Below are 25616 nucleotides of genomic sequence, written 5' to 3'. Positions count from 1 at the left end.
CCGACGACACCTCTCGTTTCAGGTCAGCCCAAGGTCACTCGCGGGAATATTCGATACCTTATGATCGCGGCTAGGGGCGTGTATGGCACAGACACCGACGCGATGGCCGCACTTGAGGGGCTGTCGCTGGCAGGGTTCTCCACCATCAGCCTCGGCGAATCACCACCCCTCGCGCCACCAAATTCGCCACCACAGTCCAGGTCGGGGTTGGCACCCATGAGGAAAGGCCCGGAATGCTACCAGCCGGTTTGTCCGCGGCAGAACTCCTGAAGCTGCCGGGAGAGGCCTCGCCCTCGTGGGCGATTTTCGACCCTTCTTGGTACCTGCACGCCTATTCGACCGTACGTGGCACACTTGGTAATGCCAGCCCAACGGCGCTTCTTAGCTTCTATCTTCAGGTTGGACAGCGGATAGGGCACTCCCCAAACCGATATTTCGACGAAACGTGGTATCGCATGGCGTACCCGAATGTCGTTCGGGATGTGCAAAACGCCCAATACCTCTCCGGCTTCGACCACTACTGTCGCCACGGTCACCGGACCCTTGCACCGCATTGGCTCTTCAGCGAAGGATATTATCGCGACCAGAATCCCGACCTAACCGACGAGGTGCTCGACGCGGCCAATCTCGTCAACGGTTACGATCACTTTCTCCGCCGGGGCGCGCAGGAATGCCGCAGAGCCCATTTATTCTTTGATCCGAAGATCTACCAGGCCGGGCTTGGCCCTAATGCTTCCTGGCTGAGCGGTCACGCAGGGCCTTTCCATCACTTCCTTGACCGGATCGAACGTGGCCGATATGAGCTGCGTGCGTCGCAGTACTTCGATCCGCCATGGTATTTGCTACGGTATCCCGAAGTTGCGTCCGCAATCGAGAGGGGTTCCTGGCGCTGCGCATTGCATCATTATCTCGCGAATGATTCGCCGACGATATTTGATCCATCACCAGAATTCTCTGAAGCAGCCTATTTGAGGCGCTATCCCGACGTTGCGGCAGCCGTTGATCGCGGGGGTTTCCGGAATGCCTATGCCCACTTTATCGAAAATGGTTTGGCCGAAGGTCGTTTGGCCGAAGCTGCCAGCGAACCGGCTGCCGGCGAATCCCAAACCAGCACTGGTAAGCGTGCGGTCGCGCCTGCAGCGTTTCGCTTGTCCGGCGTCTACTACATCGAATTTCTCACCGCGCTGCATACCCACTTGACGCCGCGCAGTTATCTGGAGGTCGGCACCGCGACAGGGGATTCGCTAAGTGTTGCTAGCTGCGACACGATCGCGGTGGACCCGCAGTTCCAACTTAAGGCCGGTGCCACCGGCAACCGGAAACGCACGTTGTTGTTTCAGATGACCTCAGACGACTTCTTCGAGACAGAAAATGTACCCGCATTGCTGGGACGACCAGTGGATTTGGCCTTCCTGGACGGCCTGCACCGGTTCGAAGTCCTGCTGCGCGATTTCATCGGCGCGGAGGCCGCCTGTCATCCCCGCTCACTGATTCTGTTGCATGATTGCGTGCCGTCGAACACGCGGATGGCGTTGCGGCAGTACCACCATGGCGATCCCTCCGAAGGAGACACCGCTTATTGGTGGACCGGTGATGTGTGGAAGCTGCTGCCGATTCTGCGCGAGTACCGCCCGGACCTGCGGCTACACGTGCTGGACTGTCCGCCTACCGGCTTGGTCGCGATCAGCCGGCTGGACCCCGAATCGAGCGTTCTTGCCGATCGTTATTACGAGATAGTCGATCAGTACGCCGGATCGGTTCTCGACGAGGACCGGCTGAGGTCGTTGTGGGACAGACTCGAACTTACCGCTTCGCGACCGCTGTGCGAGGAACCCGACCGCCTCACCGAGCTTTTCACCTTTTACACGCCACGTTCCGGGATGGCATCAGTGAGTAATGAAATCAACGAGACGCAAAATGAAGAATTGTTAGTTCGCGCGTCGTCGGAGCGGAAGCCGGATTTGTTGCCCCGAGGCAGATTTCTGCTCCGAGACTGGCCGCCATCGGATGGCACGCTGACAGTCATCGAAGCGCCAGTGATAGTAGATCGATTGAGGCCGCCTGAGTTCGTTTGCAACCTCTCCGGTAGGGAGATACCCGACTGGTTCAGTACGGGCGCCCATATCCATGGAAGCTACTTGGTTTCGCGACCCGACGTGCTTCTATTCGGCTCCAACCATGTGGTGAGTAAATCCGGGCTGTGGTCGTGCGAAACGCGGACAGGCGGGTTCGGCGGGGGTACCGGGGGGTTTAAGCGGCAATTCATGGAGTTGGCGGCGCATCCTGCGTTTTCCAATTCCTACCCCGGCGTAAAGCCTCATATCGAGTTTGAGGGCGATGAGATTGCTATCGATTGCAACACGCTAAGCCCGTACGATGTCGAATCGATCGCGGAACCGGTGTTCCTCGCGACTCCTCTCGAACCCGACAACTGGGCCAGATGGATCGCAACTGTCCTTCCCAAATGCGCTCAGTTCAAGACATTCGGGAACGGAAGGAAATTCTTTTGCCGGGCTGCGTATCCCTGGCAGCGGGACCTTTTGCAACTGCTGGGCATCGAGAGGGCTCAAGTGCTGGAGCACGATCCGGGCAAAACATATTTTTGCCGTGACGTCCTAACCGTGGAATATTCGCTGGCAAACCTGTCAGTGAGTGAAGCTGAAAAGCAGATCTTCGCCGCCTTGGCGAATGCCTGCCGGCAAGATACGGCAGACACTTTTGGCGAGCGAATCTTCGTGTCGCGCCTCTCCGTTTCGGCCAAACCTCCTTACCACCGGGTTTTGCAAAACGAATGCGATCTTATCGCCGCGCTGGGCGAGTTGGGTTTCCAGACGGTTGAACCGGAGCAGCTACCACTTAAAGAGCAGATTGGGATGTTTGCACGAGCTAAATGCGTTGTCGCCTTGGGCGGAGCAGGGCTTTTTAGCACTCGTTTCTGCCCGCCCGGCACAACTGTAGTGGACATCGAATCGAGTGATACTTTCATCTGCGACCACTCCAGGATGCTCAGTTCATTGGGACACCGCTATGGCATTATCTATGGACAGCAAGACCCCGCCGATCCGGCGCAGATCCACAAACGGTGGAACATTGATGTACAGGGCGCCTGCGCGGCAATTCGAGAGATTCTTTGAGTATTTTCTCGATATCAAGGCAGGTCAGGCCGGATTAGTTCGGATGCATGGCAGGACGGACGTGGTGGCCTGATCGAGCCGGTTTGGATCTCGATCTTGATTTGGTTTTGGGCGTGCTCGTGAATCCCGGTCAGCGTCGACGGCGGTCACGGCGCGCCATCGGTGACGGTGTCGTCGGGTAAGGCCGCGCCCTTCAGCACGGTGCTTGATTTCGTCGCTGGAGCCGGGGTCGAGATGGCCCTCGTGCCCGCATCGGAGGCTCTGTCGGCAAGCCTGTGGCCTCTGACAACGCACGCTTAATATCTAGGCGAGGCTCCAGTCCCTACCGTGTAGACTCCACGGGCTGTGGTCACGCGATGGGCGACAAGGTGTAATCGGCGCTCAATGCGTCGGCAATCATTTTCGACGGCGAGATCATCCGACCAGCTGCTAGAACCGCCAAAGCGGAAATGCAGCGTACCGTAATTGCACACTGCTTCAAGGATGGCGAAACAGAACCAAAATGAGCGACGATTGCAATCGAAGCAGGTTGATCCACCGCTATCTTAATCTTCTCGAGGCGTCCTTGACGGGCATGCTGTTCGAGGATAAGCCCATGAGTGGGCAGGGCGAGTTCGATCCCAACACCCGCCTACTGGGACGCGACTGGCCTTCGCTTTCCGTCTCTATGATTGGAAGCGTTCGTATGCGAAACTTACGCCATGCCTGCGAGACAGTGATACTGGATGGTGTTGAGGGCGATTTTATTGAAACCGGAGTGTGGCGGGGTGGCGCATGTATTTTGATGAAGGGTGTTCTGGCGGCATATTGCGACGACAATCGACGCGTATTTGTTGCCGACAGTTTTGCTGGACTTCCACCACCGGACCCTCGGAATTTCCCCATCGACGTGAACTCTGCTGCGGGCCAACTTCACGCCGTTGCCGAACTTCGAGTGTCGCGCAACGCTGTTGAGGACAACTTCCGCCGCTTTGGGCTACTGGATCAGAGGGTTGTTTTCCTTGAAGGCTGGTTCAAGGATACGCTGCCATGCGCGCCGATCGATAAATTAGCTGTATTGCGGCTCGACGGCGATATGTATGAATCGACGATCGAGGCGCTGAACGAACTCTATCACAAAGTGTCATACGGCGGCTTCGTAATAGTGGATGATTATGGTGTCATAGAAGTTTGCGCGAAGGCCGTACACGATTTTCGTGAACGTTACGGGATCTCATCGCCCATCCTGCCGATTGACGGGATCGGCGTGTACTGGCGTGTTGACCACCCGCCGATACGTTAAAATTTCTCGTCGGTTGCTTACTCTTTTCGCAGAAGCGGCACCGAGCTTATTTATCGGGTTGATCCTTTACCGGCTCTTTCGGAATGGAGTGCAGCTGAGGTTGGCACGCTCGATTTGATCGGGTTGTGCCGGTGAGCTGGGACGGGCCCCGGGCGGTAGAGGATGCAGGTGTCGAAGCCGCATTCCTGCTACGTGGCGAGCCCAGTGCCTGACCCTACGTCGTCTTCTGGGGCTGTTGTTGCCGACGCGATCGTGCGCACCGTCGGACTCGGTGTGACGATCACTGACGCCGCTGTCGACGGCGACCCCCAAGTGTGTTCTGCAACTTGCGCGGTGACGGTCAGCACCGCCGCCCTGGATGTGGTAGCGAGGGCACCTGCCGGGATACCGTGATCCGCAAGGTGATCGACATTCCGGTGGGGCTGTCACGAACCGCTAAGCCGGGCCACAGGCTGACATCGCGACTTTGCCGAGGCCGTGCTGAACTAAACCCGACCGTGTCCATTTATATGGGGTATAAACCCGACGGTGTCCAGTTTATAGACCCGAGTAGATCCAGTTTGAAAGCCTAGAAACACGATTTTGTCCAGTTTATAAACCCTACTGCGTCCAATTTTAAGGCTCGTAAACCCGACTGTTCCCAGTTTATCGAAAGCCGTATCGGTAACCGACCTGCGTGCATTACGGTCTTCATTTAGCTGCTCGGATCGCGTTTCTGACGATGCCCTTATGCAGCGCTGGCGATGAACTTAAGGAGCGATGTTATGAGCTCTCCTTTCTATATTGACCCCGCCGTCGTCCAGTGGGTGACTGCGAACCTCGACAGCATCGGTTCAAACTTGGCGAACGCCACGTCGGCGGCGGCCATTCCGACGACCGGGGTGGCGTCGGCGGCGTCCGATGAGGTGTCGACGGCGGTCGCTTCGCTGTTCGGTCAGTATGCGGACGAGTATCAGGCGCTCCTCGCGAAGGCGCAGGCCTTCCATGACCAGTTCACGCGCACCATGGCGGCCAGCGGGGCTTCGTATGTCACCGCCGAGGCGCAGAATGCCGCGCAAATGTTGCAAGCTGCGGCGAGCACCGATCCGATCGATGCGTGGTTCCTGCAGAACACGGGGCGTCCGCTGATCGGCAACGGTGCGAATGGGACCAGCGGGGCGCAGGGGACGGCCGGCGGTGCCGGCGGGTGGTTGTTCGGCGACGGCGGTCGCGGTGGCAATAGCACGGCTACGGGCGCGACCGGCGGTGCTGGTGGGTCGGCGGGTCTGATCGGTCGGGGCGGGGCCGGCGGCATGGGCGGTCCTGGTGGCGCCGGTGGTGCGGGCGGCCGCGGTGGTTGGTTGTACGGTGCCGGCGGAGCCGGCGGTCCCGGCGGATCAGCCATTTTGCCCGGTACGACAGGCGGTGCCGGTGGTGCCGGCGGCGCCGGAGGGTTCTTCTTCAGTCCTGGTGGTCATGGTGGCGCCGGCGGGGCGGGTGCTCCGGGTGCTACTGATGGCGCCGGTGGCGCCGGTGGTGCCGGTGGTGCCGGTGGTCGGGGCGGATTCTTCATGGGCGACGGCGGTGACGGCGGTAACGGCGGGCAAGGCGGCCCCGGCGGTAACGGCCCGCTCGGCGGCGGTCCCGGCGGTGGCGGCGGCGCAGGCGGTCCCGGCGGTCCCCCCGGGCTCTTGGGTCACCCGGGTGCTCAGGGCGCACAAGGTGGCCAGGGTCCACACGGTGCGACCGGATAGCTCGTCAGCTGGTGCGGCTTGGCTTCCGGCTGAGGGCACCTGCTGAGCTTGTCCCCTGAGTTGTCGTCATTGTTTGTGAATCTCGTCGTGCTGTTCGGCCATCCGTATTCGTCCGGTACTAGCTTGCCGCTTGGTCCGGCGCCAGGTGGATTTGATCGCGGACGGGCAGCGCCGCCTCGGCGAATTCACCCTCGCTGAAGTCGCGACCAGCGGATCCCCTCGAAGAAGTCAGTCAAGTGCACGACCCTGCAAAAGGAATTGCCTTCCCGCTCGGAATGGTGGGTCTCGAATCGTCCCTTATCCCATTGCACGACAGGCGCATTCGTTAGCCGAGTCTAACGGGCGTTTCTCGGGGCCGAAGTGCAGCCGGTAGGCGGTGCTGTCATTACGGCGACACGCCCGACGACGATCGCCGATGGCCCCAAAACGTGCGGTGTTCGCCGAACAACACCAATCACCCATAGCCGCAGCTACTTTGCGTACAACCCGATCCACGATAGGCGATTGCTCTGTAGACTCTTAGCGGTGTCCAAACGAGTAACCGCAGGCCCCGCGATCTGCCTGAACATGATCGTGAAAGACGAGGCCGATGTCGTCGCGGAGACGCTTGATTCGGTCGCGCCCTATATCAGCTCGTGGGTGATCGTCGACACCGGTTCCACCGACGGGACCCAGGACGTGATCGGTAAACACATGGCCCGTCTGGGGATCCCAGGTGAGCTTCACGAACGACCATGGCGCAATTTCGGCCACAACCGCACCGAGGCACTGAACCTCGCCCAAGGCGATGGCGACTATATCTGGGTAATTGACGCCGACGACATCGTCACGGGCACACTCGATTTCACCCAATTGAGCGCCGACATCTATCGCATGCGCCTGGGAGACGCCTCCTTCATTTACTGGCGTCCGCAGTTGTTCCGCGACGGGGTGCGGGTGCGCTATGAAGGCGTCGTCCACGAGACGGCCGTTTGGGAGTCCGACTGCGTCGTTGGGCGCCTCGAGGGTGACTACTACGTCGAATCTCGTCGCCTCGGTGCTCGTAATCAGGATCCGCGGAAGTACGCGCGTGACCGCGATCTGTTGCTGGCCGAGGTCGAACGCAACCCAGAGGATGGGCGGTCGGTGTTTTATCTGGCCCAAAGCTACTTTGATCTGGGGGATTTCGCCAACGCGCGCAAGTGGTATGAACAGCGGATAGAGATGGGTGGCTCGGACGAGGAGGTCTATTACTCGATCGTGCGGTTCGCGGAGTCAATGGCGAAACTCAATTTGCCGTCGTTGGTTGTTCAGGACGCCTACCTCAGGGCTTGGGAGTTTCGACCCGCCCGCGCTGAGCCGCTGTATGCCATCGCTCGGGGATACCGCGAAGAGGAGCGCTACCTGTCCGGTCACTTGTTCGCCCAGCGCGCCGCCCAAATTCCTTATCCCGAGAACGACCTGTTATTTATCGGCGCGGACGTCTACGCCTGGCGCGCGATCGACGAGCAGGCGGTGTGCGCCTCCCAGCTGGGCATGCATGCCGAGGCGTTCACGCTGTGTCGGCGCCTGCTGGCGCTTGCCGACATTCCCGACGGTGATCGGCAGCGGATCGCGCTCAACCGCGACTTCAGCGTGCCGGCCATGCTCGAGGCGGCGGCATCGTATCCCCCCGACGCGCTGGTGCAGCGTCTGGTCGCCCGTCTGGGCCAGGGCAACGTAGTCGTTAGCCTGGTCGCCGGGGCCGACCGCGACACCACCGAGCACGCCATTAACTCGTTTCTGAACTGCTGCCTCGATGCGCCACTTTGGATCGGGCGCTTCCTGGTGGTCGGTGCCGGCCTCGCGGCCTACGATCGTGCGCTGCTACGCGAGCGCTACAGGTTCATCGAATTTGTCGATTGCAGCGCCGGAGACGGGCCCGCCACACAGCTCGCGAAGCTCCGCGCTCAGATCCGTGGACGGTTCTGGCTGCACCTGAGCCAGGGTTGGCGGTTCTTTGCGCCCGAGAATTTTATCACCCGCCTGATTGCGGTGCTCGAAGCCGAACCACAGGTACTCCAGGTGGGAATAAACTTCGCCGATGCCTTCACGCTGACCGGCGTCTGTGCGGCCGAGGCGGCGGCGCGCCGGGCACCCTATGCCGAGCGCTACGTCCTCACGGATGAAATAGCCAGCGGCCCGGCGATGTTCGACACCGCTCGCCTCGATCGGGCTGGCGGCCTAGGGGCCAATGACCCAGATCCTATCGCCGAACTCGGTTGGCGCGCAGCCGCTATCGGACTACGCACCGCCAGCCTCGACGAGGTCCTTTGCATCGCCACAGCCCCCCAATCGCAGGAAGCGAAACCGCCGGCGCGGGCTGTGAAGAAGGCGACGGGCCGCCCTGCGCGGGAGGCGAAAGCGTCAGCGCGGGCTGTGAAGAAGGCGACGGCCCGCCCTGCGCGGGAGGCGAAAACGTCAGCGCGGGTTCCGAAGAAGGCGACGGCCCGCCCTGCGCGGGAGGCGAAAACGTCAGCGCCGGTTCCGAAGAAGGCGACGACCCGCCCTGCGCGGGAGGCGAAAACGTCAGCGCCGGTTCCGAAGAGGGCGGCGGCCCGATCTGCGCAGCAGCCGAAAGCTTCAGGGGTTGTGAAGAAGGCGGCGGCACGGCCGGCGCGGCAGCCGAAAGCGTCGGCCCCGGTTGCGAAGAAGGCGGCGGCCCGAGCCGCGCAGCAACCGAAAGCTTCAGCAAGGGTTGCGAAGAAGGCGGCGGGCCGCCCTGCGCAGCAACCGAAGGCTTCGGCAGGGGCTACGAAGAAAGGAAGTCGGTCGAAGTCACTTCCTCGGTGACCGAGGAGAGTCGCGGTCCCGTGAGCTCAGTACAGGACCTCGGGCCCACCATCCCTTAGGCCGCCTTTTGCGTACGAGGCAACGGTGGGTCCGCCGGCAATTCATTAAGTCAAGCGTATTGTCTGGACCCGAGCAATTGAGCGCAGCGGCGACCGGCGGTCATGCCTCGAAGCGATAGCCCATTCCCGACTCGGTCAGCAGGTGCTTGGGATGCGACGGGTCATCCTCCAACTTGCGCCGCAGCTGCGCCAAATACACTCGCAGATAATGGGTTTCGGTGGCGTACGCGGGGCCCCACACCTCCTTGAGCAGCTCCTCGCGGCCCACCAGCTTGCCGCGGTTGCGCACCAGCACTTCGAGCATGCCCCATTCCGTCGGGGTTAGGTGCACCTCGGCGCCGTCCTTGGTGACCTTCTTGGCGGCCAGATCCACGGTGAACGCATCGGTTTCGACGACGGGTTCGTCCGTCTCGGACGCCGCGGCGTTGCGGCGCACCGCCGCCCGTAGCCGGGCCAGGAACTCGTCCATACCAAAGGGTTTCGTGACGTAGTCGTCGGCGCCGGCGTCCAGGGCCTCCACCTTGTCCGAGGAATCGGTGCGCGCCGACAATACGATCACCGGCGCGGTGAGCCACCCGCGCAGCCCCGCCAGCACCTCAATGCCTGAGATGTCGGGCAGGCCCAGGTCGAGGATCACAACGTCGGGCTTGTGCTCCGCCGCGGCGCGCAGCGCGCCAGCGCCGGTCGACGCGGTGGTCACGTCGTAGCCCCGCACGGACAGGTTGATGCGCAGCGCGCGCAGGATGTGCGGTTCGTCATCGATCACCAGCACGCGTGTCACGAGTCCTCCTGCGGCGCAGCAAGATCCACGACCACGGTCAGGCCGCCGCCCGGGGTGTCGCCGGCCGCGATCGTGCCGCCCATCGCCTCGACGAAGCCGCGCGCCACCGACATGCCCAGCCCGACCCCGGTGGTGTTGTCGTGATCGCCCAGCCGCTGGAATGCGCCGAACACCTGGTCCTCGGTCCCGGCTGGGATGCCCGGGCCCTCGTCGATGACGTTGATAAGCACCCGGTCACCCACCCGCCCCGCATTCACGCGGACGACGCAATTGGGGGCATACCGCAGGGCGTTGTCGATCAGGTTCGCCAGCACCCGCTCCAGCAGGCCCGCATCGGCGAGCACCACGGCGTCGCCGACGTCGACCTTCACCCGGTCGATGGCGGACCGGTAGAAGCCGGTGGCGCCCTTGCCGATACTCACCAGCGCCCGTTGCACCGCTTCCTCGAGATACACCCGGCGCAACTCCGGCTGCACCACGCCCGCCGCCAGGCGGGACGAATCGAGCAAGTTGCCCACCAGCGCGGTCAGCTGGTCGATCGACTCCTCGATGGTCGCCAACAACTCCGCGGTGTCCTGCGCCGAGAACGCGACGTCCTCCGCGCGCAGGCTCGACACCGCCACCTTCGCCGCCGCCAGCGGCGTCCGCAGGTCGTGGCTCACCGCGGACAGCAGGGAGCGACGCAGCTCGTCGGCCTGGACGATCGCCTGCGACCGGCCGGCCTCCTCCGCCAGTTCGCGCTGACGGATGAGACCGGCGGCCTGCCTGGCCACCGCGCCCAGCACCCGCCGGTCGCGGGCCGACAGCTTCCGGCCGGCCAGCAGCATCCAGAATTCGTCGTCACCCACCTCGATCGCGGTGTCGGCGGAATCCACGGTGACACAGGGATCATCGCCCACGCAGGCCACGATGTGGCCCTTGCTCCCGGCGGCGCGGTCCTCCTCGCTCGGTTCGCGCAGCATGCTGACCGCGCGCTGCGAATACGTCTCGCGTACCCGTTCCAGAAGCGTGTCGAGGTCGGCCCCCCGCAGCACCGACCCCGCGAACAGCGTCAGCAATTCGGCCTCCTGTGAGGCGAGCCGCGCCTCGCGGGTGCGGTTGGCCGCGCCGTCGACCAGCACCGCGATCGCCACCGCGATGATCAGCAGCACCAGTTCGGTGACCGCGGCGTTGGGTTCGGCGATGGTGAAGCTGTGCCGGGGCGGCGTCAGGTAGTAGTTCAGCAACAGGCCCGACAACACCGCCGAGAGCACCGCGGGGCCGACCCCCCCGAGCAGACCGACCAGCAACACCCCGACGAAAAACAACGCGCTCTCGCCGGCGATCTGCAGATACGGATCCAGCACGGTCACCGTCACCGCGCAGATGAGCGACGGGATGATGACGGCCGCCAGCCACGAGATGACCCGCCGCCCGCGCGGCGACGGCGCCGCGGCCCGGAAGCCGCGCTTGGATTCCTCGTGGGTGACGAGGTGGACGTCGATCTTGCCCGACCGCTCGACGATCGTCGGGCCGATGCCCTCGTCGAAGATCCGCGACCACCGGGACCGTCGCGACGTGCCGATGACCAGCTGCGTGGCGTTCATCTCCCGCGCGAAATCGAGCAGGGCCGTGGGCACGTCGTCACCGACCACGGTGTGCAGCGAGGCGTCCAGGCTGGTCGCGAGCTCCCGGATCTTGGCCATCCGGGCCTCCGACAGGCCGGCCAGCCCGTCGCCCCGGATCACGTGCACCACCATCAGCTCGGCGCTCGACTTCGACGCGATCCGCGACGCCCTGCGCATCAGCGTCTCCGATTCGGGGCCGCCGGTAACCGCCACCACCACACGTTCGCGGGCCTCCCACGTGGCGGTGATCTTGTGGTCAGACCGGTACTTGGCCAGCGCGGTGTCCACCTGGTCGGCCAGCCATAACAACGCCAATTCCCTTAGCGCGGTGAGATTTCCGCGCCGGAAGTAATTCGACAGCGCGGCGTCGATCCGTTCGGCGGCGTAGACGTTCCCGTGAGACAGCCTGCGCCGCAACGCCTCCGGTGTGATGTCGATCAGCTCCACCTGTGCGGCCTGCCGCACGATCGAGTCCGGGATCGTCTCCTTCTGTTCGATGCCGGTGATCTGCGCGACGACGTCGTTGAGGCTCTCGAGATGCTGGACGTTGACCGTGGAGATCACCGTGATGCCGGCGTCGAGCAGTTCCTCGACGTCCTGCCATCGCTTGGCGTTCTTGCTGCCGGGAGTGTTGGTGTGCGCCAGCTCGTCGACGAGGACGACTTGCGGATGCCGCGCGAGCACGGCCGGCACGTCGAGCTCGGCGAAACGCTTGCCGCGGTACTCGATGTAGCGCGGGGGCACGATCTCGATGTCCTCAAGCAGCTCCGCGGTTTTCGCGCGCCCGTGGGTCTCGATGACGCCCGCCACCAGGTCGGTGCCCCGCTCCAGTCGCCGGTGAGCCTCGCCGAGCATCGCGTACGTCTTGCCGACGCCCGGGGCGGCACCCAGGTAGATGCGCAGTTCACCGCGTTTGGGATGGCGGTCTCTGCGGGCGGCGTCGTCCACGTCAACCATCATCCCCCTCCCGTCAGCTTGCGACGGGGAACCTGTGGTCGAGCTGCGCATTGAGCTGCAGCACATTGACCGTCGGCTCCCCGAGAAATCCCAGGGCGCGTCCCGATTCGGCTCCGGCCAACGCCGCCCGTATCTGCTCCGGGCTGACGTGCCTGGCCTGAGCCACCCGCGCGACCTGAAGCTCCGCGTACGCCACCGAGATGTGGGGGTCCAGGCCGCTGCCGCTGGCGGTGACCGCGTCGGCGGGCACCACCGGGTTGGCGGGTGCGGCCCCGCGGACGGGGACGATCTGGCCGATCGCGTAATCCTCGCCGTACTTGGCGCATTCGACCCGCACGCCGTCGTAGTTCGCCACGAATGGCGCCGGCGTCGACTGGCAGGGCTCGTTGACGCTCACCACGCGGGTGGGCCGGGTGACGTTACCGCGGGCGTCGCGGGGGCCGATCACCGAGAGCACCGCGCCCACACCGCCGCCCGTGCAGAACGGCCTCGACCCGTCGACGGATTCGAGCCGCCCGACGGCCACACTTCGCGTGCACACCTGCGTCAGCAGGCTTGGCTTGAAGCCCGCGTCCGACGCCGACTTGCCGGCCGCCAGTTGAGACGGGTCGGCGGGCGTGTCGACAATGCTTTCGGGTCCGAGGTTGCTCGCGCCCGACGACAACGGGTCGTATCCAGCGCCGGCCGCCGACGGGCGGCTCTGAAAGTACTGCGGCAGCGGATTGCCGCCGGAGTCGGTGAACAGCTGGCCGATCAGCCGGCTGCCGACCGGCTTGCCGTCGGCGGTCAGGATCGACCCCTCCGCCTTGTCTCGCAACCCCGGCATCTGCGCGACCAACCAGATCAGCGCCGGGTAGGCGAGGCCGGTGACGATGGTGAGCACCAGCAGGGCGCGGAAGGCGGCCCAGTGCATGCGGACGAAGCTCGAGTACTTCATGTCAGGACATCCCCGGGACGAATTGCACGATCAGGTCGATGAGTTTGATCCCGACGAACGGGGCCACGATCCCGCCGAGCCCGTAGATGTACAGGTTGCGGCTCAACAGCTTTGACGCGCTGCTCGGGGTGTAGCGCACGCCGCGCAGCGACAGCGGGATGAGCATCACGATGATGATCGCGTTGAAGATCACCGCCGACAGGATCGCCGACTCCGGGCTGTGCAGGCGCATGATGTTGATCGCGTCGAGGCCGGGGAACAGCGCGACGAACATCGCCGGGATGATCGCGAAATACTTGGCGATGTCGTTGGCGATCGAGAACGTGGTCAGGGCGCCGCGGGTGATGAGCAGCTGCTTGCCGATCTCGACGATCTCGATCAACTTGGTCGGGTCGGAGTCGAGGTCGACCATGTTGCCCGCCTCTTTGGCGGCCGACGTGCCGGTGTTCATCGCCACGCCGACGTCGGCCTGGGCCAGCGCAGGGGCGTCGTTGGTCCCGTCGCCGGTCATCGCGACCAGCTTGCCGCCCTCCTGCTCGCGCTTGATCAGGGCGAGCTTGTCCTCGGGCGTGGCCTCGGCGAGGAAGTCGTCGACCCCCGCCTCGTCGGCGATCGCCTTGGCCGTCAACGGGTTGTCCCCGGTGATCATCACGGTCCGGATGCCCATCTTGCGCATCTCGTCGAACCGCTCCCGCATGCCTTGCTTCACAACGTCTTTGAGGTGGATGACGCCGAGCACCGCCGCCCGCCCGTCGCGGATCTCGCCGACGACCAGCGGGGTGCCGCCGCCGGCGGAGACGCCGTCGACGATCTCGCCGAGCTGCATGGGCACGTCGCCGCCCTGCGCGCGCACCCATTCCGCGACCGAGCTGGCCGCCCCCTTGCGGAGCTGATGGCCGTCGAGGTCCACGCCGGACATCCGCGTCGACGCGGAAAACGTCACCCATTGGGCGTGCGCCAGCTCGCCCGGCGTGCGGGCGCGTAATCCGAAGTGCTGCTTGGCGAAGACGACGACCGAGCGCCCCTCGGGCGTCTCGTCGGCGAGGCTCGACAGCTGCGCGGCGTCGGCGAGCTGCTCCGGGGAGACCCCATCCAGGGGGACGAACGCGGCGGCCTGCCGATTGCCGAGCGTGATCGTGCCGGTCTTGTCCAGCAGCAGCGTGTTCACGTCGCCCGCCGCCTCCACCGCGCGCCCGGACATCGCGAGCACGTTGCGCTGCACCAGCCGGTCCATGCCGGCGATCCCGATCGCCGACAGCAGCGCGCCGATCGTGGTGGGGATGAGGCACACCAGCAGCGACACCATCACGATTCCGCTGACGCCATTGGCGTTGAGCGCCTGGCTATCCGGGACGCCGGGGTTGTTCATCTTCGAATAGACCGCCAGCGGCTGCAGGGTCGCGACGGCGAAGATGAAGATAATCGTCAGGGCGGCCAGCAGGATGTTCAGGGCGATCTCGTTCGGCGTCTTCTGCCGATTGGCGCCCTCGACGAGCGCGATCATCCGGTCGATGAAACTTTCCCCCGGCTTCTGGGTGATGCGCACGACGATCCGGTCGCTGAGCACGGTGGTGCCGCCGGTGACGGCCGAGCGGTCGCCGCCGGACTCGCGGATCACCGGCGCCGACTCGCCGGTGATCGCCGACTCGTCCACGGACGCAATGCCTTCCACCACGTCACCGTCGCCCGGGATCACCTGCCCGGCCTCGACCACCACGACGTCACCTTGCTGCAGCAGCGGCGCGGCGACCTGTTCCTCGACCTCCGGCGCGCCGGGCCGCCAGTCCTTGAGCCGCCGGGCCAGCGTCTGGGTTTTGGCGCGGCGGAGCGTCTCCGCCTGGGCCTTGCCCCGGCCCTCGGCCACGGCTTCGGCGAGGTTGGCGAAGAGCACGGTCAGCCACAGCCAGACCACGATCAGCCAGGCGAACCAGGTCTCGTTGATGACCGCCAGTACCGTGCTCCACGCGGCACCGATTTCGACGATGAACATGACCGGGTTGCGCCAGAGGGTGCGTGGGTTGAGCTTGCGCAGCGCATCGGGCATGGCCTTCCACAGCATCTTCGGGTCCAGCAGGCCGCCCTGCACCCGCTTGTTGCTCTCGTGGGTCGTGGGCTGCGCTTGCTCAGCCGACTGTGCAGCTGTGGCGGTCATCAGTGGATTCCTTCGGCAAGCGGCCCGAGCGCGAGCGCGGGCAGGAACGTGAGGGCAACCAGGATCAGGGTGACGCCGGCGACCATTCCGACGAACTGTGGCCGGTGGGTGGGCAGGGTTCCCGCCGATTCCGGTGTCTGGCCCTGCTTGGCCAGTGAGCCGGCCAGGGCCAGCACCAGCACCATGGGCAGGAATCGGCCGAACACCATGGCCAGCCCGAGCGCCGTGTTGTACCAGTTGGTGTTGACGCTGAGGCCGGCGAACGCCGAGCCGTTGTTGTTGGCCGCGGAGGTGAACGCGTACAGGACCTCCGACAACCCATGGGGGCCGGTGTTGAGCATGCCGGCGCGCTCACCGGGCAGCGCCATCGCGATCGCGGTGCCGACCAGCACGATCAGCGGTGTGACGAGGAAATAGCTTGCCGCGAGCTTGATTTCGCGGGGGTTGATCTTCTTGCCGAGGTATTCCGGTGTGCGCCCGACCATCAGGCCCGCGATGAACACCGTGATGACCGCCAGGATCAGCATGCCGTAGAGCCCGGAGCCCGTCCCGCCCGGGGCGACCTCGCCGAGCTGCATGTTGAACAGCGTCATCATCCCCCCGAGGCTGGTGTACGAGTCGTGGAACGAGTCGACCGCACCGGTGGACGTCAGCGTCGTCGAGTCCGCGAACACCGCCGAGTTGGCGACACCGAACCGCTGCTCGACCCCCTCCATCGCGGCGCCGGCCGACGCCGGCACCGTGCCGTGATGCTGCACCTGGAACCAGAACATGACCGACACGCTGAACGCGTACAGCGTCGCCATGACCGACGCGATCGCATAGCCCTGCTTGGTGCTGCCCACCAGGCGCCCGAACGTGCGCGGCAGCGAAAAGCTGATGGCCAGCAGCAGAAAGACTTCCAGCCAGTTGGTCCACGCGGTCGGATTCTCAAACGGGTGAGCGGAGTTCGCGTTGTAGAACCCGCCGCCGTTCGTGCCGAGCTCCTTGATCGCCTCCTGGCTGGCCACCGGCCCGCCGGTGATCGTCTGCGGGGCACCGCCGAGGGTCGTGACCACCTGGTCGTTCAGGTGGAAGTTCTGGATCACGCCCCCCGCGACGAGCACGACCGCTCCCAGCACCGAAATGGGCAGCAGGATGCGTAGCACCGTGCGGACCAGGTCCACCCAGAAGTTGCCGAGCTCGCCCGTGCGCTGGCGGGCGAACCCACGCACCAGCGCGATGGCGACGGCCATGCCGACGGCGGCCGAGACGAAGTTCTGCACCGCCAGGCCGGCCATCTGCACCAGGTGCCCCTGAGTGGACTCGCCGGAATAGGCCTGCCAGTTCGTGTTCGTGACGAAGCTGACGGCGGTGTTCCACGCGAGTCCGGGCGTCATCTTCGTGGCCGGGTCGTGCAGATGCAGCGGCAGCTTGTCCTGGACGAGCTGGAACGCGAACAGGAACAGGATGCTGACCGACGAGAAGGCCAAGACGCTTCGGGCGTAGGCGCCCCACGTCTGTTCGGCGCGCGAGTCCACGCCGATCAAGCGGTAGACGAGCCGCTCGGCGTACAGATCTTTCTCCGAGGTGTACACGCGAAACATGTAGTCGCCGAGCGGCACGTGGACGATCACGAGTGCGGCGACCAGGACGATGAGGAAGACGACCCCCGCCGTCGTCGCGCTCACTAGAACCGCTCCGGAAACAGAAGTGCGGCAGCGAGATACACGGCCAGGAGCACGGAAAGCGCCAGGCCGATGACGTTTTCGTAGCTCACAGCCGCTCGACCAGCTTCTGCGTCACCCCGAGAACGGCGAACACCGCGATCGTCAGGAGGACGTAGATGAGAACGCCCATTGTGTCTCCGTTCCGCGCGAGACGCGCATACGAAAGCGCCTCATCGAGCAGGCGGCAGCGCCGTACTCGAAAGGCATCGTCAGCTTGACGCTAGCCAGCGCTTGGTCGGTAGGGCCTTTGGTTGACAGTTTCCTAACGGCGGCGCGGGGCGCCTTGACGGTTTCTTAACGGCCCGGTGGGCGCGACGAACTCAGGTGTTTTGAGGCGTCCCCCGTCGGGGATGTGGGTCGGCGAAAAGGATCCGTAAAGGTTGGCGTACAACGCGTATGGAAGCCGTTCTATCACGCGCCCGACGTCGTCGGTTTGGCGTACACCGAATGCCATGGAAAAAACGTCCCACCATACCCACCCGGGTGACCTGCAACCCGCCCCCACGGTGCCGCCTCCAGTCTCGTGGTGGTCGCGGCTTCTGGACGGCGCCCACCCCTGGGGGTCGTTTGACGCCACGGTGGGCCGATACGGGGTCCGGCAGTACCAGTTGATCGTGTATCCGCCGGGAATCAGTTCAACTGATCGACGGCTGGCGCGGATCTGGCGGGGATGGCCGGCCACCGGCGCGGCGCTGGGACTGATGGCGATCCTGCTCCTCGGTGACAAAGTGGCCCCGCCCGGCACAATTGCGGAATACGCCGTTGTCGCCTACGTGTGTATCGGCGCGCTGCTCTGCCTGCGGGCCGGGCCCGGACGCGTGCGTATCAGGTCGTTGTCGGCGATCCTCCTCCCCGGCAACGCCGAACCGGGGGAGAGGCGCAAACATGCCGAGTGGGCGGTGGTGGCCGGCATGCTGACCCGCGCCGACGGTGCCGTGTCCGCCGGTGCGATGTCGCTGGTCGAACGCGAAGCCATCTGGTGGGAGGCGTACGACCGTCTCGGAAGGCTCGAGCACGTCTGACGCCCCTCAACTCAGCTGGCGCCCGCCCGGTCGATCACCGGCAGCCGCACCCGGAAAACGGTTCGCCCGCCCCCGGATTCGGCCGTGACCGAGCCATGATGCGCCTTGACGATCGAGCTCACGATGGCCAGTCCGAGCCCGATGCCCGAGCCGTTGGACCGCGACGCGTCCGCGCGCACGAATCGCTCGAACAGGCGGGGGAGTAGGTCGGCATCGATCCCGGGCCCGTCGTCCGCGACGGTCAACTCCGCGTACGGCGCGTCGGTGCCGTTGCGACGGCAGGCGACCCCCGTCGTGACGGTCACCCCGGGCGGCGTGTGCAGCCGGGCGTTGCTCAGCAGATTGGTGACCAGCTGATGCAGCCGGGCGTTGTCGCCGCGCACCCAGACGGGGCCGTCCGGAAGGTCCTTGACCCAGTGATGCGTCGGCGCAGCGACGGCCGCGTCGTTGACAGCGTCGATGACGACGTCGGTCAGGTCGACGTCCTCGGTCTGCAGGTCCTGGCCCTCGCCGAGCCGCGACAACAGGAGCAGTTCGTCGACCAGCAACGCCATTCGACGGGCCTCGGATTCGATTCTGGCGAGGGCATATTCGGTGGTCGGCGGTAACGACTCGCTGTCCTGGCGGGTGAGCTCGGCGTAGCCCTGGATCGAGGCGAGCGGGGTGCGGAGTTCGTGGCTGGCGTCGGTGATGAACTGCCGCATCCGCAGGTCGGATTCGGCGCGATGCGCCAGGGCGCTGTCGACGTTGTCCAGCAACCGGTTCAGGGTGTGCCCGACGATCCCCACCTCGTTGTCCGGGTCGGTGTCCTGCGGCCGCACCCGGACACTGATCCGGTGGTCGCCGTCGGTGAGCGGCATCGCGGCGACCTCGGCCGCGACCGTCGCCAGCCGGCGCAGCGGGCGAAGGGTGTAGCCCACCACCCAGCCGGTCAGCCCGGCCGTGATCACCAGCGCCGCCGCCGTGAGAACCGTCGTGGTGATCTGCTTGCGGACGATGATCCGGTCGGCGAGGCTGAGCGACACCCCGACGACCAGCAGGTCGCCGCCTTCGACGCGGCTGTCGACGCGGTAGGAACCGAGACTGCCGAGCCGCTCGGTCCGCGGCGGCCCGTCGGTCCAGGTCTGGGCCTGGATGGCGCGGACGACGTCGGGCGGTGCGGGTTTGGGCTGGTCTTCGGAGAACACCGCCGAACCGATGACCACGCCGTCGTGCAGGATGGCGATCATGTTGCCGGGCGTCTGCCCGGTGAACTCCAGCATCGCCTGGGCGATCGGTGGCGTGCCGGGGTGTGCCGAGGTGTGCTGGCCGTTGCGGTAGCGGCTGTACGAATTGCTCAGTGCGTCAAGGGAGTCCGCGACATCGGTGTCGCTCATCGCCGTGACGTAGCCACGCAGGCTGAGCACGGAGACGAACCCGACGGTCACCAGCACCACGCTCACGACCGCCAGCACGCCCAACAGCACCTGGCGGCGCAGCGAATGCGGCAACCACCTTGGACGGTCCCGGGAGGGCGCGGGTGCCTCTGAGGTCATTCCGGCGTCATTCCGGCGGGCGCAGCATGTACCCGACACCGCGCACGGTGTGGATCATCGGCTCACGCCCGGAGTCAATCTTCTTTCGCAGGTAGGAGATGTACAGGTCCACGATGCTCGTCCGCCCGGCGAAGTCGTAGTTCCAGACCCGATCGAGGATCTCGGCCCGGCTCAGGGCGCGGCGGGGATTGCGCATGAGGAAGCGAAGCAGCTCGAACTCGGTCGACGACAACGATATCGGCGTGCCCCCGCGGGTCACGTCGCGGCTGGCGGTGTCGAGTCGCAGGTCGCCAACCTTGAGCGTCTCGGCGGACGGGGGGCTCTGCTGGCCGGAACGGCGGAGCAGCCCGCGGAGCCGGGCGACCAGTTCCTCGAGGCTGAACGGCTTCGTCATGTAGTCGTCGGCGCCCGCGGTCAGCCCGGTCACCCGGTCCATCACCGAGTCGCGCGCCGTCAGGAACATCGTGGGGGTGTATGACTCCGCTGCCCTCACCCGCTCGAGGATCCGCAGCCCGTCGACGTCGGGCAGCATGATGTCGAGGACGAGCACGTCGGGGGCGCCCTTGTCGAACTTGGCGAGCGCCTCGCGCCCGTTGTGGGCGATGTCGACGACCCAGCCCTCGTAGTGCAGCGCCATCTTCACGAGGTTGGTCAGCGCAGGCTCGTCGTCCACCAGCAGCACGCGGATCGGTGATCCGTCGGCGCGATAAATGCGCGGCAGCTGCCCGAGAATCGCTTGCCGTGGCCGCTGGCTACCCGCATATCCCGACATGACAGTCATGTTCCTGAATTCTCCCGAACCGCATAGGCGATTGTCACGAGGCTCATAGAGGTCTCAAATGTTGGGCCGCCGGTTCGTCTGGCCAGCGCGAAGGTGCGCAGATGTACGCCGGGTACGGCGCGTCGCCGTGCAAACACGCACGCTCGCGGGAAGGCGCGTGTGATAGACCACGCAAAAGACCGGGGCCGCACACCGATCGGTGTGCGGCCCCGGCTTTGGCGAAGCGGGTGTCAGGCCCAGCTGGACCCGACGGCGCTGTCGGTGCTCGACATGTTGCTGCCGGCCGTCTGCACCTTCTGGCCGTGAGCGTTGGCCTGCTCGTAGATCACCTGGAAGTTGCGACCCAGCTGGGTGATGAACTCCTGGCAAGCCACCGAACCGGCGCCACCCCAGAAGTCACCGGCAGCCAGCACATCGCGAACGATGGCCTGGTGCTCGGCCTCCAACGAGGCGGCCTGGGCGCGAATCGTCGCGCCGTGGGCGTCGACGTCGCCGAACTGGTAGTTAATCGTCATGGTTTACGTCCTCTCAAAGTTTGAATGTCTGGGAAAGTTGGCCGGCGACTAGCTGCCGAGGATCTGCTGCGAAGCCTGCTCTTGCTGCTCGTAGTTGTTGGCGTCGCGGATCAGGCCGTCGCGCACCCCGTGCAGCATGTTGACGATGTTGCGGAAGGCCTGGTTGACCTGCCCCATCGTGTCGTAGGAGGTCGCCTGGGCCTGGCCGCTCCAGCCGGCACCGGCGATGTTCATCGACGACGCCCACATCTTGCGGGCCTCGTCCTCAACGGTCTGGGCGTGGACCTCGAAGCGGCCCGCCATCGCCCGCATCGAGTGCGGGTCGGTCATAAAACGTGTAGCCATGTTGCCTTTCTCCTTTGTTTTGGAAGTCTGTAGTTGTTCTCGATGCGGCCGGTGGCCGCATGACGGATAGATTACGGCTTACCGGTTAATTGCTCGCCCCAAATGGGTGACATATCCTCCCTTGTTTTTCCCGTTTCAGACGACGACCTGCTTGGGCATGACGGTGGGCTTGAAGCCGTACCGCGGTCCGGCCGCGTAGGCGCCGGCGCCCTTGGCGGCGCCCGCCATGCCCGGCATGCCCGGCATGGCCGTGACCGGCTCGGCCTCGGCGGCGGTGGTCCAGCCCGAACCCTCCAGCGGAGCGGTCGACGAAGCCAGCGTCGCGGGGGCGGCCGACGACCAGCCGGCCGGGACCGAGAGGCTGCCGACCATGGACGCTTCGCCCATCGCACCCGCGGCCCCTGCCCCGCCCACGGAGTTCACCAGGGCGCCTTCGCCGATGACCGCACCGCCCGCCAGCGGCGTGACCGAGTCCGCCGTCGCGACCGACGCCGGGGTGGCGGCGGCCAGCGTGTGACCCAGCGAGACGGCCGTCGGGATCGTGTTCATGACGAACCACGCCGAAGTGTTGACCGCCCCGTTCAGCGCGTTGAAGATCGCCGGGGTGCCGAGCGCCCCGTCGAGGGCGTTCTCGATCGGCGTCAGGCCGAGCGCGTCGATCACGGCCTGGACGCCCTGGCCGATGTAGCCGCCGTTGAGCAGCGACGTGAAGTTGTCGATGATGCCCTGCAGGCCCGACGCCGCCGGCGCGGCCGCCGCGTTGGCGTACGCCGCCGAGACCGCGGCGCCCTGGGTGCCGGCCGCGGCCGGGCTGGCGGTCGGCGCGGCCGGCGTCAACGGCTGCAGCACCCCGGAGGCCGCCGAGGCGGCCGCGTAGGTGTACATCGTGATGGCGTCCTGGACCCACATCTCGACGTACTGTGCCTCGGTGGCCATGATCGCCGGGGTGTTGATGCCCAGGAAGTTCGTCGCGACGAGCGCGGCCAGCAGGGACCTGTTGGCCGCGATGACCGGCGGGGGCACCGTTCCGGTGAACGCCGCCTCGTAGGCGGCCGCCGAGGCCGCCGCCTGGGCGCCGGCCTGCTCGGCCGCCGCGGAGGTGGTGGTCAGCCATTCGACGTAGGGCTGGGCCGCGGCCGCGGCAGCGGCCGAACCCGCGCCCGTCCACTGCTCGCCGGTCAGGGTGCCGATGATCGACTCCCACGACGTCGCCGTGGTGCTCAGCTCGGCGGCCAGGTTGTTCCAGGCCGTCGCCGCCGCCATCAGCGGTCCCGCACCGGCGCCGGCGTACATGAGTGCCGAGTTGATCTCGGGTGGTAGAGCCGCAAAATCCAAAACCATTGCTGTTGAGTCCTTTTCGTCCGATTCCGCTTCTTGCTTTACCTACGTGGCCCCGGCTGCCTAGACGGCCTTCGGCTTCGGCATGACGATCGGCTTGACGCCGTAGCGCGGCGCACCGAATCCGGCGCTGTTGCGTGCGCCGGCACCCATTCCGGGCATGCCGGGCACGATCGTTCCCGTGCCGGCCTGCGGCGCGGCGGCGGTCCAGCCGACCGTCTGGGCCGCGGTGGCGGGGCTGACGCTCGAGGTGAGCGTCCCGGCCCAGCTCGGCGGCGTCGACAGCCTGCCGACCATCGTCGCCTGGCCCATGCCCGCCATCGGTGCGGCGGCCATGCCGCCCATGCCGGTCCCGGCGGGGGTCGTCACGCTCACGGCGGCCGCCGCGCCGGCGGCCCCGGCCGCGTCACCCGCGGCATCTGCGGCGTCACCGGAGGCGGCGGGGAGCAGACCGCCGCCTGCCATGCCGAGGAGGTCCGAGCAGGCGGATGCGTAGTTGCCGACGCCGATGTTGAGGAAGTTGGCGCTGTTGCTCGAGAGGCTTGTCGGCAGGCCGTTGGTGCTGCCCAGCGGGCCACCGAACAGCGTGCTGAACTGGTTGACGAGGTCCGTCGGGGTGGCGGCGGCCACGTTGGCCGCCTCCGTCTGCGCGTAGGTGCCGGAGCTGAGCCCCAGGGTGCTGACGAACTGCTGCTGGATGGCCTGCGCCTCCGCGGCGATCTGCTGGTACATCGTCCCGTAGGTCGAGAAGATGGCCGCCTGCAACGCGGACACCTGATCCGACGCCGCCGGGGCGACGGCCGTCGTGGGTGCGGCGATGCCCGCGTTCTGCGCCGTCAGCGAGTTGCCGATTCCCTCCAGCTGCTGCGCCGCGGCGAGCAACTCTTCAGGTATTGCTGTCAGAAATGACATCTACTGCTCCTAGTGATCGGGAAATGTCCGTCCACCTGCGGTGAACAGACTCTGTCTGTTGACTTAACGGCCCCTGTGCGTTGGCGCTAAGGCTAACCAGCCACGACTCCACAGTCCCGACGGAAAAGGCCAGCGTGACGGCCGTTTACGGCTTCTTAACGAAGGTGCTAGCAGTTTTAACGATGTCCTGCCGGGTGACATAGTTCTGTCATCTGAGATCGGCCCGCCAAGCGCCGAATCGGGTGCGGAGCGCGCATCGTAGGCCAGCCGAGGCCGAGGCGCATCAGGAGAATTTGGCCCTCCGCGGGCGGTGTCCGCCGCCCCCAAACGGTGTCCGGCGCGCTACATTCGCCGCCGGGCCCCCATAGCCCAATTGGCAGAGGCAGCGGACTTAAAATCCGCCAAGTGTCGGTTCGAGTCCGACTGGGGGCACGCCTCTGGGTTGCAGGCGGTCAGCGTCGACTCGCGGGCGTCTTCGGGCACCAATGCTCAAGCGCGGCAGGGGCATCGGCCGCCGAGCCGGCCCACGCCACATAGCCGTCGGGCCTGACCAGCACCGCCTCGGGAAGCGCCGCGTCGGCGTGCACCGCCACCGGGACGTCGTCACGGCCCGTCCGGAGCTGCCGATCGGACGTCGCCAGCACGAACGCGCCGGAGCGCATGAGCTCGTAGAGCCGGGTGCCCGAACAGTCGACGTCGGGCATCCGCCGGCCCGTCAGGCGGTGGGCGCCGTGCGGGCGCGGGTAGCTGATGCCGACCCCGCTGACGCGGCCCAGAAGAACCCGCCTCGATGCGCCGACCGTCAGCAACGCGGTGATGGCCACCCGGCGCACCGCCCGCCGGAACAGGCTGCGGCCGAGCACCAGCTGGTTGAAGGCGTCGGTCAGCATGAGCACGTCCGCGCCGACCCGATGCCGCTCGGTCTCGTAGCTGTCCAGCAGCCAGTCCGGGGCGCAGCCGTTGACCGCCGCGGCGAGCTTCCATCCGAGATTCATCGCATCCTGGATGCCGGTGTTCATGCCCTGGCCGCCGAGCGGTGAGTGAACGTGCGCCGCGTCCCCGGCGATGAAGACGCGTCCGACGCGGTAGCGCGCGGCCTGCCGCCGCTCCGAGAGGAACCGCGAGCTCCAGCGCATTTCGGTCATCCCGAAGTCGGTCCTGGCGATCCGCAGGAACGCGCCCTTGATCTCGTCCAGCGTGACGGGCTCCGACAGCGGCGCCTGCTCGCGCGTCCGGTCCCACGCGATCGCCCGGAACCAGCCGTCGCCGAACGGCACCATGAGCACCACGCCGTCGGCGCTGTTGTGGGCCGAAAGGCCGCCGGCCGGTGGATTCGTCAGCCGCACGTCGGCCAGCAGGATGTGCGTGGCGTACTGCTTCCCGGTGAAGTCGATGCCCACCGACGCGCGCACGGCGCTGTGGGCGCCGTCGCAGCCGACGAGGTAGGCGGCGCGCCGCTCGGAACCGTCGGCCAATTGGACCGTTACCCCGCCGGCGTCCTGGCTGACCCCGACGACCTTTGCGCCGTAGACAATGTGGACGCCGAGGCTCGCCGCCCTGGCGCTCAGCACTCGTTCGGTCAGGCTCTGCGGCGCCATCAGGACCATCGGGTATCGGCTGTGGAGCTCGCGGAGGTCGAGTGTGGCGCCCGGGGCCGGCGCCACCCGGTCCACCGGGAGTCCGCTGGCAAGCAGCTCGTCGGCCAGTCCGCGGGCGTCGAGCAGCTCGAGCGTGCGGGCGTGGACGGCGAACGCGCGCGTGATGTTCGGTATGCCGCTGCGCTCGTCGAGCAGCGCAACGTCGACCCCCCGCATGGCGAGCTCGGTTGCCAGCATCAGTCCGGTCGGTCCGGCGCCGACCACGATCACGTCCGTTGTGTCCATCGGGCTCGCCTCCCCATAAATCATCATCTGCTGAATTTTCTGGAGCGTAGCAGAAACTCATCAAATGGTGAATAACTTTTTTCGGGCCGCCGCAGAGGCCTCGACGCCAGTAAGTTGGGGCGA

At 65.9% G+C, this 25616-nt stretch carries 18 protein-coding genes and 1 tRNA gene; 6 read left to right on the top strand and 13 right to left on the bottom strand.

Features of this window, described 5'->3' with window-relative positions; genetic code table 11:
• The first annotated feature begins 455 nt into the window (after nt 1-455).
• From GPY60_RS14145 to GPY60_RS14130, 4 genes are all read left to right on the top strand, one after another.
• Nucleotides 456-3134 carry a glycosyltransferase 61 family protein gene (locus GPY60_RS14145; protein WP_197283671.1) on the top strand — a complete coding sequence of 893 codons (2679 nt, stop codon included), beginning with the start codon at nt 456-458 and terminating at the stop codon, nt 3132-3134.
• A 595-nt stretch (nt 3135-3729) separates the two neighbouring features.
• On the top strand, nt 3730-4416 hold the full coding sequence (locus GPY60_RS14140; RefSeq protein ID WP_197283670.1) for a TylF/MycF/NovP-related O-methyltransferase: 687 nt from the start codon (nt 3730-3732) through the stop codon (nt 4414-4416).
• A 743-nt stretch (nt 4417-5159) separates the two neighbouring features.
• On the top strand, nt 5160-6149 hold the full coding sequence (locus GPY60_RS27540; RefSeq protein WP_156688295.1) for a PE family protein: 990 nt from the start codon (nt 5160-5162) through the stop codon (nt 6147-6149).
• A gap of 525 nt (nt 6150-6674) precedes the next feature.
• The gene (locus tag GPY60_RS14130; protein WP_231639648.1) at nt 6675-8960 is read left to right on the top strand and encodes a glycosyltransferase; all 2286 of its coding nucleotides are present in this window, start codon (nt 6675-6677) and stop codon (nt 8958-8960) included.
• A 159-nt stretch (nt 8961-9119) separates the two neighbouring features.
• Here GPY60_RS14130 and GPY60_RS14125 read toward each other — a convergent pair whose 3' ends face one another.
• The 6 genes from GPY60_RS14125 to kdpF are packed head-to-tail and all read right to left on the bottom strand — an operon-like array spanning nt 9120 to nt 17212.
• On the bottom strand, nt 9120-9800 hold the full coding sequence (locus tag GPY60_RS14125) for a response regulator (protein ID WP_156688294.1): 681 nt from the start codon (nt 9798-9800) through the stop codon (nt 9120-9122).
• Complete coding sequence (locus tag GPY60_RS14120; protein ID WP_156688293.1) at nt 9797-12367, bottom strand: sensor histidine kinase; 2571 nt, start codon at nt 12365-12367, stop codon at nt 9797-9799. Before GPY60_RS14120 ends, GPY60_RS14125 begins: the two co-directional genes overlap by 4 nt.
• A 10-nt stretch (nt 12368-12377) precedes the next feature.
• Complete coding sequence (locus GPY60_RS14115) at nt 12378-13301, bottom strand: potassium-transporting ATPase subunit C (RefSeq protein ID WP_156688292.1); 924 nt, start codon at nt 13299-13301, stop codon at nt 12378-12380.
• A gap of 1 nt (nt 13302) precedes the next feature.
• Nucleotides 13303-15453, bottom strand: a complete 2151-nt coding sequence (gene kdpB / locus GPY60_RS14110) for a potassium-transporting ATPase subunit KdpB (RefSeq protein ID WP_156688291.1) — start codon at nt 15451-15453, stop codon at nt 13303-13305.
• Entirely contained in the window at nt 15453-17123 is a 1671-nt protein-coding gene (kdpA, locus tag GPY60_RS14105; RefSeq protein WP_156688290.1) for a potassium-transporting ATPase subunit KdpA, read from the bottom strand. Before kdpA ends, kdpB begins: the two co-directional genes overlap by 1 nt.
• On the bottom strand, nt 17123-17212 hold the full coding sequence (gene kdpF, locus GPY60_RS14100; RefSeq protein WP_139830713.1) for a K(+)-transporting ATPase subunit F: 90 nt from the start codon (nt 17210-17212) through the stop codon (nt 17123-17125). Before kdpF ends, kdpA begins: the two co-directional genes overlap by 1 nt.
• Nucleotides 17213-17614: 402 nt before the next feature.
• Between kdpF and GPY60_RS14095 the strand changes: the two genes are divergently transcribed.
• Nucleotides 17615-18184 carry a DUF6611 family protein gene (locus GPY60_RS14095; RefSeq protein ID WP_156688289.1) on the top strand — a complete coding sequence of 190 codons (570 nt, stop codon included), beginning with the start codon at nt 17615-17617 and terminating at the stop codon, nt 18182-18184.
• Between the two features lie 11 nt (nt 18185-18195).
• On the opposite strand, the gene GPY60_RS14090 is transcribed toward GPY60_RS14095, so the two are convergent.
• The 6 genes from GPY60_RS14090 to GPY60_RS14065 all read right to left on the bottom strand — a co-directional run bounded on the left by GPY60_RS14090 (nt 18196) and on the right by GPY60_RS14065 (nt 23610).
• Nucleotides 18196-19719, bottom strand: a complete 1524-nt coding sequence (locus GPY60_RS14090; RefSeq protein ID WP_156688288.1) for a sensor histidine kinase — start codon at nt 19717-19719, stop codon at nt 18196-18198.
• 7 nt (nt 19720-19726) lie between these two features.
• On the bottom strand, nt 19727-20500 hold the full coding sequence (locus GPY60_RS14085) for a response regulator transcription factor (protein ID WP_156688287.1): 774 nt from the start codon (nt 20498-20500) through the stop codon (nt 19727-19729).
• Between the two features lie 230 nt (nt 20501-20730).
• Nucleotides 20731-21015 carry a WXG100 family type VII secretion target gene (locus GPY60_RS14080; protein ID WP_067004763.1) on the bottom strand — a complete coding sequence of 95 codons (285 nt, stop codon included), beginning with the start codon at nt 21013-21015 and terminating at the stop codon, nt 20731-20733.
• A gap of 48 nt (nt 21016-21063) precedes the next feature.
• A complete protein-coding gene (locus GPY60_RS14075) occupies nt 21064-21360 on the bottom strand; it encodes a WXG100 family type VII secretion target (protein WP_156688091.1) in 297 nt (98 codons plus the stop codon).
• Between the two features lie 135 nt (nt 21361-21495).
• Complete coding sequence (locus tag GPY60_RS14070) at nt 21496-22701, bottom strand: PPE family protein (protein WP_304610704.1); 1206 nt, start codon at nt 22699-22701, stop codon at nt 21496-21498.
• Nucleotides 22702-22761: 60 nt separating this feature from the next.
• Complete coding sequence (locus tag GPY60_RS14065) at nt 22762-23610, bottom strand: PPE family protein, SVP subgroup (RefSeq protein WP_156688286.1); 849 nt, start codon at nt 23608-23610, stop codon at nt 22762-22764.
• Nucleotides 23611-23968: 358 nt separating this feature from the next.
• Here GPY60_RS14065 and GPY60_RS14060 point away from each other — a divergent pair.
• Nucleotides 23969-24042, top strand: a tRNA-Leu gene (locus tag GPY60_RS14060).
• Between the two features lie 20 nt (nt 24043-24062).
• Here the strand turns inward: GPY60_RS14060 and GPY60_RS14055 are convergent.
• Nucleotides 24063-25520 carry an FAD-dependent monooxygenase gene (locus GPY60_RS14055; protein WP_231639647.1) on the bottom strand — a complete coding sequence of 486 codons (1458 nt, stop codon included), beginning with the start codon at nt 25518-25520 and terminating at the stop codon, nt 24063-24065.
• Nucleotides 25521-25616 lie beyond the last annotated feature (96 nt).

The sequence above is a fragment of the Mycobacterium sp. Marseille-P9652 genome, from assembly GCF_902652685.1.
Lineage (GTDB): Bacteria > Actinomycetota > Actinomycetes > Mycobacteriales > Mycobacteriaceae > Mycobacterium.
The sequence above is the reverse complement of the archived record's forward strand: the minus strand, read 5'-3'. Positions and strand labels throughout refer to the sequence as shown.

Excerpts from the sequence above, each read along its gene's own strand:
- GPY60_RS14145 (WP_197283671.1), top strand. The coding sequence starts at position 456 with ATGGCGTACCCGAATGTCGTTCGGGATGTGCAAAACGCCCAATACCTC.
- GPY60_RS14140 (WP_197283670.1), top strand. The coding sequence starts at position 3,730 with ATGAGTGGGCAGGGCGAGTTCGATCCCAACACCCGCCTACTGGGACGC.
- GPY60_RS27540 (WP_156688295.1), top strand. The coding sequence starts at position 5,160 with ATGAACTTAAGGAGCGATGTTATGAGCTCTCCTTTCTATATTGACCCC.
- GPY60_RS14120 (WP_156688293.1), bottom strand. The coding sequence starts at position 12,367 with ATGATGGTTGACGTGGACGACGCCGCCCGCAGAGACCGCCATCCCAAA.
- GPY60_RS14115 (WP_156688292.1), bottom strand. The coding sequence starts at position 13,301 with ATGAAGTACTCGAGCTTCGTCCGCATGCACTGGGCCGCCTTCCGCGCC.
- kdpB (WP_156688291.1), bottom strand. The coding sequence starts at position 15,453 with ATGACCGCCACAGCTGCACAGTCGGCTGAGCAAGCGCAGCCCACGACC.
- GPY60_RS14095 (WP_156688289.1), top strand. The coding sequence starts at position 17,615 with ATGGAAAAAACGTCCCACCATACCCACCCGGGTGACCTGCAACCCGCC.
- GPY60_RS14090 (WP_156688288.1), bottom strand. The coding sequence starts at position 19,719 with ATGACCTCAGAGGCACCCGCGCCCTCCCGGGACCGTCCAAGGTGGTTG.
- GPY60_RS14085 (WP_156688287.1), bottom strand. The coding sequence starts at position 20,500 with ATGACTGTCATGTCGGGATATGCGGGTAGCCAGCGGCCACGGCAAGCG.
- GPY60_RS14080 (WP_067004763.1), bottom strand. The coding sequence starts at position 21,015 with ATGACGATTAACTACCAGTTCGGCGACGTCGACGCCCACGGCGCGACG.
- GPY60_RS14075 (WP_156688091.1), bottom strand. The coding sequence starts at position 21,360 with ATGGCTACACGTTTTATGACCGACCCGCACTCGATGCGGGCGATGGCG.
- GPY60_RS14070 (WP_304610704.1), bottom strand. The coding sequence starts at position 22,701 with ATGGTTTTGGATTTTGCGGCTCTACCACCCGAGATCAACTCGGCACTC.
- GPY60_RS14065 (WP_156688286.1), bottom strand. The coding sequence starts at position 23,610 with ATGTCATTTCTGACAGCAATACCTGAAGAGTTGCTCGCCGCGGCGCAG.
- GPY60_RS14055 (WP_231639647.1), bottom strand. The coding sequence starts at position 25,520 with ATGATGATTTATGGGGAGGCGAGCCCGATGGACACAACGGACGTGATC.